This window comes from Caballeronia glathei, assembly GCF_000698595.1.
Classification (GTDB): Bacteria; Pseudomonadota; Gammaproteobacteria; order Burkholderiales; family Burkholderiaceae; genus Caballeronia; species Caballeronia glathei.
Genome location: NZ_JFHC01000139.1, coordinates 1 through 8,071, shown reverse-complemented (window position 1 = coordinate 8,071; position 8,071 = coordinate 1). Strand labels below are relative to the sequence as shown.

The 8,071-nt window shown below is 64.3% G+C and carries 7 protein-coding genes and 1 pseudogene; 4 read left to right on the top strand and 4 right to left on the bottom strand.

The window, feature by feature from the left end:
* The 4 genes from BG61_RS37145 to BG61_RS43105 all read left to right on the top strand — a co-directional run.
* Nucleotides 1-184 (top strand): acyl-CoA dehydrogenase C-terminal domain-containing protein (locus BG61_RS37145; RefSeq protein WP_035943149.1); only part of this gene is annotated, 184 nt, incomplete at its 5' end.
* A 15-nt stretch (nt 185-199) separates the two neighbouring features.
* Entirely contained in the window at nt 200-1,897 is a 1,698-nt protein-coding gene (locus BG61_RS37140) for an electron transfer flavoprotein-ubiquinone oxidoreductase (RefSeq protein ID WP_051673067.1), read from the top strand.
* A gap of 50 nt (nt 1,898-1,947) precedes the next feature.
* On the top strand, nt 1,948-2,106 hold the full coding sequence (locus BG61_RS45180; RefSeq protein ID WP_370818045.1) for a hypothetical protein: 159 nt from the start codon (nt 1,948-1,950) through the stop codon (nt 2,104-2,106).
* 166 nt (nt 2,107-2,272) lie between these two features.
* Nucleotides 2,273-2,410: a hypothetical protein gene (locus BG61_RS43105; protein ID WP_158447198.1), complete on the top strand. Its 138-nt coding sequence runs from the start codon at nt 2,273-2,275 to the stop codon at nt 2,408-2,410.
* A 149-nt stretch (nt 2,411-2,559) separates the two neighbouring features.
* Here the strand turns inward: BG61_RS43105 and BG61_RS42545 are convergent.
* From BG61_RS42545 to BG61_RS37125, 4 genes and pseudogenes are all read right to left on the bottom strand, one after another.
* Nucleotides 2,560-2,903, bottom strand: a pseudogene (locus tag BG61_RS42545) (transposase); the annotation flags it as partial.
* A gap of 107 nt (nt 2,904-3,010) precedes the next feature.
* Nucleotides 3,011-4,201, bottom strand: a complete 1,191-nt coding sequence (prpF, locus tag BG61_RS37135) for a 2-methylaconitate cis-trans isomerase PrpF (protein WP_035926786.1) — start codon at nt 4,199-4,201, stop codon at nt 3,011-3,013.
* Nucleotides 4,202-4,259: 58 nt separating this feature from the next.
* Nucleotides 4,260-6,857 (bottom strand): Fe/S-dependent 2-methylisocitrate dehydratase AcnD, encoded by a 2,598-nt coding sequence (gene acnD, locus BG61_RS37130; RefSeq protein WP_035926788.1) that lies wholly within the window; start codon nt 6,855-6,857, stop codon nt 4,260-4,262.
* 373 nt (nt 6,858-7,230) lie between these two features.
* A partial coding sequence (locus BG61_RS37125; RefSeq protein ID WP_035943147.1) for a citrate/2-methylcitrate synthase occupies nt 7,231-8,071 on the bottom strand: 841 nt, incomplete at its 5' end.

Below are 8,071 nucleotides of genomic sequence, written 5' to 3'. Positions count from 1 at the left end.
GGCGCGTGCGCTGCTGGCGGCAAGCGAGAAGCGCAGCGAAGACGAAGCGTTCTACGGCGCGAAGATCGCGACCGCGCATTTCTTCGCCGACCACATCCTGCCGCAAGCGATCGCGCTGGAGGCGTCGATCGTCAGCGCGAAGGGCAATGAAAGCGTGCTCGCGCTTTCCGAAGACCAGTTCTGAACGAGCAGGCGCATCATGACAAACTCAAGCAAGTACGAAAATTCATCGGATAGATTGATCGCAGAGCATGGCCCGCGAGAATCGATGGAATATGACGTGGTCATCGTGGGCGGCGGACCGGCGGGTCTGTCGGCGGCAATCCGCATCAAGCAGCTGACGCAGGAGAAGGGCGCCGACGTATCGGTTTGCGTGCTCGAAAAGGGCTCGGAGATCGGTGCGCACATCCTTTCCGGCGCCGTGATGGACCCGCGCGGAATCAGCGAACTGATCCCCGACTGGAAGGCGCTCGGCGCACCCCTCAACGTCGAAGTGACGGAAGACCGGTTTCTTTTTCTGTCGGAGAAGGGTGCGGTCAAGACCCCGAACTGGGCGCTGCCGGCCAGCTTCACGAATCACGGCAACTATGTGATCAGTCTCGGCAACGTGACCCGCTGGCTCGGCGAGCAGGCCGAAGCGCTGGGTGTCGAAATTTTCCCGGGCTTTCCTGCCGCCGAGGTGCTGTATCACGAGGACGGCTCGGTGAAGGGCGTTGCGACTGCCAACATGGGCATCGGAAAAGATGGGGAGCCGACCGGCAACTTCCAGCTCGGCATGGAGTTGCACGCGAAGTACACGCTCTTCGCGGAAGGCGCGCGGGGGCATCTCGGCCGCCAGCTGAGCGATAAATTCAAGCTGCGCGCGGGTGTCGGTCCTCAAGTCCACGGCCTCGGCATCAAGGAACTGTGGGAGATCGATCCCGCGCAGCACAAGCCCGGACTCGTCGTTCACACGGCCGGCTGGCCGCTCAACACGGACACGTATGGCGGGTCGTTCCTGTATCACCTGGACAACAATCAGGTGGCGGTCGGCTTCGTTGTCGGGCTGGGCTACCAGAACCCTTATCTTTCGCCGTTCGAGGAGTTTCAGCGCTACAAGACGCATCCGGCGATCCGCCCGTTTTTCGAGGGCGGCAAACGCCTGTCGTATGGCGCGCGGGTGATCACGGCGGGTGGACTGATGTCGCTGCCGAAGCTGACGTTTGCCGGCGGTGCCCTCATCGGCGACAACGCGGGATTTCTGAACGCGTCGCGGATCAAGGGCAGCCACGGGGCGATCAAGTCCGGCATGCTCGCCGGCGAGGCGGCATTCGATGCCATCCGTTCCGGCCGGCAGCGCGACGAACTGAGCGCTTATCCGCAAGCGTTCAAGCGCTCGTGGCTGCATAAGGAGTTGCACAAGGCGCGCAACTTCAAGCAGTGGATGAGCAAGGGACTCTATGTCGGCACGCTGATGGTCGGGATCGAGCAGAAGCTGTTCGGCGGCCGCGTGCCCTGGACGCTGCGACATCGCCACGCGGATCACGAAACGCTGCGGCCCGCTGCGCGCTGCATTCCGATCGTCTATCCGAAGCCCGATGGCAAGCTTACGTTCGACCGGCTTTCGTCCGTGTTCATTTCGAACACGAATCACGAGGAGAACCAGCCGGCCCATCTCACGCTGAAGGATGCGACGGTGCCGGTCGGCATCAACCTGACGAAGTACGCGGGACCCGAAAGCCGCTACTGCCCGGCGGGCGTCTACGAGTTCGTCAGGAACGACGACGGCGCGGAGCGTCTGGTCATCAACGCGCAGAACTGCGTGCACTGCAAGACCTGCGACGTGAAGGACCCGACGCAGAACATCGTGTGGGTCACGCCTGAAGGCGGCGGCGGTCCGAGCTATCCGAACATGTGAAATGCGGGCGCGGCTCGCATACGGCACCGGATTGACGGAGCACGAAGTGCATGACGCACATCGTGCCCGAACGCGCGGAGCTCGATGTGATCGAGGCAAGCGAGGCGCTCGCCGCTCAGGCCTGCGCCTTCGCGCACGAAGCTGGCTTTGATGCTGCGAGGCTGAATCCGAACGGCGCGGGAATCTCGATCAGGCGACCGGCGCGATGACGACTGCCAAGGCGATGTGCGAACCGCAACGCACTGGTGGTCGCTTTGCGCTTGTCAGTCACCGATATGCATCGGCTGTGGTCAGATCATTGCGGCTGTGTTCGAAAGCGAGCGATAGCAGAGCATTGTTTGAACCCGGGAAATAACCCAGAAAACAGGCAACACAATGAAGCTTATTATTACCCTCGGCACGCTCAGCGTAATCATGATGGCTATCTGGTATTCCTCAGATGCGATCGAGCGGAGCAGCAATTTGTCTTTCTTCTCTACTGTCGGCGCCGTGAAGGAATTGGTCGAGCATTAGGATTAGGCGCGCAAACTTGAAATTGGCTGGGAGCAGGGCGGCAACGGCAGGCCTGCTGCCGCTCGCGTTAAGTGAACTGATATCTGGTAGCAAGCGCTCGGGGAGCGCGTTTTTGACCGGGCTTTGGGCGGAGGCAGCGCATAGAGCTTCTTCCAGCTCGTCAGACTCAGCGCGTTGCGAATGAGATGCCTGATGCAGGTCTGAATCTGCGCGGTCACGACGTCGGGCAAACCACGATCCTTCGGTGCGTTGAACACCTTGAGCCAGAATCTTGCGCCTTCGGTTTGCTCGATTCACGTGCCCGGCGCTTCCTTGCGGTCGTCGGCGCGAACCGCGAGGCCGGGTACACCACGTTGTTCTTGATTCGGCCCGCGTCGCGGATTGTCAGCCGCACGGCCCCGAAACCCACGACCCGATACATCGCATCAAGCCGTCCATCCTGCCATTGCTCGACCTCGGCCAGCATGTCATCGTTGACCGTGGCGATCGCATCTCGTGTTTTATCCCCAAGCGTAAACAGCCTGGACGCCGCGACTGGTCGCGGCGTTTCCATCCCGATCGACAGTGTGGTTCGCCGCGAGCCTGAGCGGCCGCTGGTCCTTAGATGATGTCGCCGGGTACGCGCACCGAACCTTCCATCAACACGCGCGCGCTGCGGCTCATGATGGCCTTGGTGACGGTCCATTCGCCGTCGACCTGGCTGGCCTGTGCCCCCACGCGCAGCGTGCCGGACGGGTGGCCGAAGCGCACCGCGCTGCGTTCACCGCCGCCCGCGGCCAGATTGACCAGCGTGCCCGTGATCGCCGCCGCGGTGCCGATCGCCACGGCGGCCGTGCCCATCATCGCGTGATGGAGCTTGCCCATCGACAGCGCGCGCACCAGAAGATCGACATCGCTCGCGGCAATCTCCTTGCCGCTCGACGCCACATAGGCGGCCGGCTTCGCGACGAACGCGATTTTCGGCGTGTGCTGCCGGCTCGCGATTTCGTCGATGTGTTTGATGAGGCCCATGCGGACCGCCCCGTGTGCGCGGATCGTCTCGAACATCGCCAGCGCTTTCGGATCGCCGTTGATGGCGTCCTGCAGTTCCGTGCCGGTGTAGCCGATCGACTCAGCGTTCAGGAAGATGGTCGGGATGCCGGCGTTGATCATCGTCGCCTTCAGCGTGCCGATGCCCGGCACGTCGAGGTCGTCGACCAGACGACCCGTCGGAAACATCGCGCCGCCGGCGCCGTCTTCCTCGGCGGCCGGGTCCATGAATTCCAGTTGCACCTCGGCGGCGGGGAACGTCACGCCGTCGAGTTCGAAGTCGCCGGTTTCCTGCACGGCGCCTTTCGTGACCGGCACATGCGCAATGATCGTCTTGCCGATATTGGCCTGCCAGATGCGCACGATCGCCACGCCATGGTCGGGCACGCGCTCGGGATCGATCAGGCCGCTTGCGATCGCGAACGGCCCCACGGCGGCCGAGAGATTGCCGCAGTTGCCGCTCCAGTCGACGAAGGCGCGGTCGATGGCGACCTGACCGAACAGATAATCGACGTCGTGACCGGCCCGGCTGCTCTTCGCGACGATCACCGTCTTGCTGGTGCTCGAAGTGGCGCCGCCCATGCCGTCGATCTGCTTGCCGTACGGGTCCGGGCTGCCGATCACGCGCATCAGGAGCGCGTCGCGCGCGGCGCCCGGCACTTGTGCGGCTTCGGGCAGATCCTGCAGGCGGAAGAACACGCCTTTGCTCGTGCCGCCGCGCATGTAGGTGGCGGGAATCCTGATCTGGGGTGCGTGGGTCATGGCGATCCTGTCTGGGTTGTCTGGGGGCGGCACGCCTCGTGCCGCCCGATTGGTATTGCTAGGCGGCCGCCTGCGACGACTCGAGGAAGTCCTGCGCGAAACGTTGCAGCACGCCGCCCGCCTCGTAGATCGAGACTTCTTCCGCGGTGTCGAGCCGGCATGTGACCGGCACTTCCACGCGCTCGCCGCTTCGGCGATGGATCACGAGCGTGAGGTCGGCGCGCGGCTTGCGCTCGCCGATCACATCGAATAGTTCGGTGCCGTCGATGCCGAGCGTCGTGCGATTCACGCCCGGCTTGAACTCCAGCGGCAGCACGCCCATCCCGACGAGGTTCGTGCGGTGAATGCGCTCGAACCCTTCCGCGACGATCGCTTCGGCGCCCGCGAGGCGCACGCCCTTGGCGGCCCAGTCACGCGACGAGCCCTGGCCGTAGTCCGCGCCGGCAATCACGATGAGCGGCTGCTTGCGCTCCATGTAGGTTTCGATGGCCTCCCACATGCGGGTCACCTTGCCCTCCGGCTCGATGCGCGCGAGCGAGCCCGCCTTCACCTTGCCGTCCTCGCGCACCATTTCGTTCAGGAGCGTCGGATTGGCGAAGGTGGCGCGCTGTGCGGTCAGGTGATCGCCCCGGTGGGTCGCGTATGAGTTGAAGTCCTCTTCCGGCAGGCCCATCTTCGTCAGATATTCGCCGGCGGCGCTGTCGGCCAGGATCGCGTTCGACGGCGACAGGTGGTCGGTGGTGATGTTGTCGCCCAGCACGGCCAATGCGCGCATGCCCTCGAGTGCGCGAGCGCCGGCGAGCGCGCCTTCCCAGTAGGGCGGACGGCGAATATACGTGCTTTGCGGCCGCCAGTCGTACAGCGGGGAAACCCGCTCGCCGGTGTCGGCGGATACCGCGAACATCGGCTCGTACACCTTGCGGAACTGCTCGGGCTTCACGCTCGCGGCCACGATCGAATCGATCTCTTCATCGGTCGGCCAGATGTCCTTGAGCCGCACCGGGTTGCCATCGGCGTCGATGCCGAGCACGTCCTTCTCGATGTCGAAGCGGATCGTTCCCGCAATCGCGTAAGCCACCACCAGCGGCGGCGAGGCGAGGAAAGCCTGCTTCGCATACGGATGGATGCGGCCGTCGAAGTTCCGGTTGCCCGAAAGCACGGCGGTTGCGTACAGGTCCCGATCCATGACTTCCTTCTGGATCACCGGGTCCAGCGCGCCGGACATGCCGTTGCACGACGTGCACGCATAGGCGACGACACCGAAGCCCAGCTGCTCCAGTTCCGGCAGCAGACCGGCTTCCTCCAGATACAGCGTCACGGCCTTCGAGCCCGGCGCGAGCGAGGTCTTCGCCCACGGCTTGCGCGCGAGGCCGAGCCGGTTCGCGTTGCGGGCCAGCAAACCTGCGGCGATCATGTTGCGCGGGTTGTTGGTATTGGTGCAGCTCGTGATTGCGGCGATGATCACGGCGCCGTCCGGCATCAGGCCGGGTTCGTTTTCCACCTTGCCGCTGATGCCGCGCGCGGCCAGTTCGGACACCGGCAGGCGGCGATGCGGATTGGACGGCCCGGCAAGCGTGCGCACGACCGAAGACAGGTCGAACTTCAGTACGCGCTCATATTCGGCGTTCTTCAGGCCATCGGCCCAGAGGCCGGTTTCCTTCGCATAGATTTCCACCAGCTTCACGAGTTCGTCGTCGCGGCCGGTGAGCTTGAGGTACTTGATGGTCTGCTCGTCGATGTAGAACATCGCGGCGGTGGCGCCGAATTCCGGCGCCATGTTGGCGATGGTGGCGCGATCGCCGAGCGTCAGGTTTGCCGTGCCTGCGCCGTAGAACTCCAGATAAGCCCCGACTACTTTTTCCTTGCGCAGGAATTCGGTCAGCGAGAGCACCACGTCGGTCGCGGTGATGCCCGGCCCGGGCTTGCCGGTGAGCTCGACGCCGACGATATCCGGCAGGCGCATCCACGAAGCCCGGCCCAGCATGACGCTTTCGGCTTCGAGGCCGCCCACGCCGATCGCGATCACGCCCAGCGCGTCGACCATCGGGGTGTGCGAGTCGGTGCCGACCAGCGTGTCCGGGAAGGCCACGCCGTCTTTCACCTGCACCACAGGGCTCATGCGTTCGAGGTTGATCTGATGCAGGATGCCGTTGCCCGGCGGAATCACGTCGACGTTCTTGAACGCCTTCTTCGTCCAGTCGATGAAGTGGAAGCGGTCTTCGTTGCGCCGGTCTTCGATGGCGCGGTTCTTGTCGAACGCGTCCGGATCGAAGCCGCCGCACTCCACGGCGAGCGAGTGATCGACCACGAGTTGCGTTGGCACGACCGGGTTGACCAGGGCCGGATCGCCGCCCTGGGCGGCGATCGCGTCGCGCAGGCCGGCAAGGTCGACGAGGGCGGTCTGGCCGAGAATGTCGTGGCACACGACACGTGCCGGAAACCAGGGGAAATCGAGGTCGCGCTTGCGCTGGATGATCTGCTTGAGCGATGCGGCGAGCGTGGCGGGCGCGCAACGGCGCACGAGGTTCTCGGCCAGCACGCGCGAGGTGTACGGCAATGAGTCGTAGGCGCCGGGCTGGATCGCGTCGACAGCGGCTCGCGTATCGAAGAAATCCAGGCGGGTGCCGGGCAGGGGTTTACGGTTTGCAGTGTTCATGGCTTGGGGCCCGGGACAGTAATGATCGGGGAGGCACGGCCGGACGTCAGCTTCCCCGTTATTTAATCGGCGCGTCCGGGTCGCGCGAACTTCAGGTGTTCCGTCGCTGAATATCCGATGTTACCAACAAGAAGTCTATCCGGTTGGCGCCGGACGCCAGCGCGGCGGCTCATCGTCCGTTCGATCGAAGGAATCGCCCCGCCCGCGGGTGCGAAGCTCGGAGCGACAGGATATCGCGACCGCGTGAGGAGCGTAGCGCGCGGGCCGGCGCATGAGAAGACCGGCTCGGGGACAGCCCCGACCCGGCGCCGACCGCGATCGCGTGGCGCCCTCCCTGCGCATTGGCTTGCGCGACAGGGGAGCGCAACGGATTTCAGACGCGCTTGGCGAGCGGCACGAACTGGAGGTCTTCGGGCCCGGTGTAGTTCGCACTCGGCCGGATGATCTTGTTGTCGACGCGCTGCTCGACGATATGCGCGGCCCAGCCGGACGTGCGCGAGATCACGAAGAGCGGCGTGAACATCGCGGTCGGCACACCCATCATGTGATACGACACCGCGCTGAACCAGTCGAGGTTCGGGAACATCTTCTTCGCTTCCCACATCACGGTTTCGAGGCGCTCGGCAATGTCGAACATTTTCGTGTTCGATGCTTCGTGCGACAGCTTCTTCGCCACTTCCTTGATCACCACGTTGCGCGGATCGGAGATCGTGTACACCGGGTGTCCGAAGCCGATCACCACTTCCTTGTTCTCGACGCGCCGCTTGATGTCGGCTTCCGCCTCATCGGGCGTCTGATAGCGCGACTGGATCTCGAACGCGGCTTCGTTGGCGCCGCCGTGCTTCGGTCCGCGCAATGCGCCGATGGCACCCGTGATCGCCGAGTAGATGTCCGAGCCCGTGCCCGCGATCACGCGGCCGGTGAACGTCGAGGCATTGAACTCGTGCTCCGCATACAGGTTCAGCGAAACGTGCATCGCGTCGACCCACGACTTCGACGGCGCGCTCCCGTGCAGCAGATGCAGGAAGTGCCCGCCGATCGAATCGTCGTCGGTTTCGACTTCGATGCGGCGGCCATTGTGCGAATAGTGATACCAGTAGAGGAGCATCGAGCCGAACGAGGCCATCAGGCGGTCGGCGATATCCTTCGCGCCCGCGATGTTGTGGTCGTCCTTCTCGGGCAGCACCGTGCCGAGCACGGAGACGCCGGTGCGC

Bases quoted from the DNA above. Each gene is read 5' to 3' on its own strand.
- BG61_RS37140 (WP_051673067.1), top strand. From the start codon at position 200: ATGACAAACTCAAGCAAGTACGAAAATTCATCGGATAGATTGATCGCA.
- BG61_RS45180 (WP_370818045.1), top strand. From the start codon at position 1,948: ATGACGCACATCGTGCCCGAACGCGCGGAGCTCGATGTGATCGAGGCA.
- BG61_RS43105 (WP_158447198.1), top strand. From the start codon at position 2,273: ATGAAGCTTATTATTACCCTCGGCACGCTCAGCGTAATCATGATGGCT.
- prpF (WP_035926786.1), bottom strand. From the start codon at position 4,201: ATGACCCACGCACCCCAGATCAGGATTCCCGCCACCTACATGCGCGGC.
- acnD (WP_035926788.1), bottom strand. From the start codon at position 6,857: ATGAACACTGCAAACCGTAAACCCCTGCCCGGCACCCGCCTGGATTTC.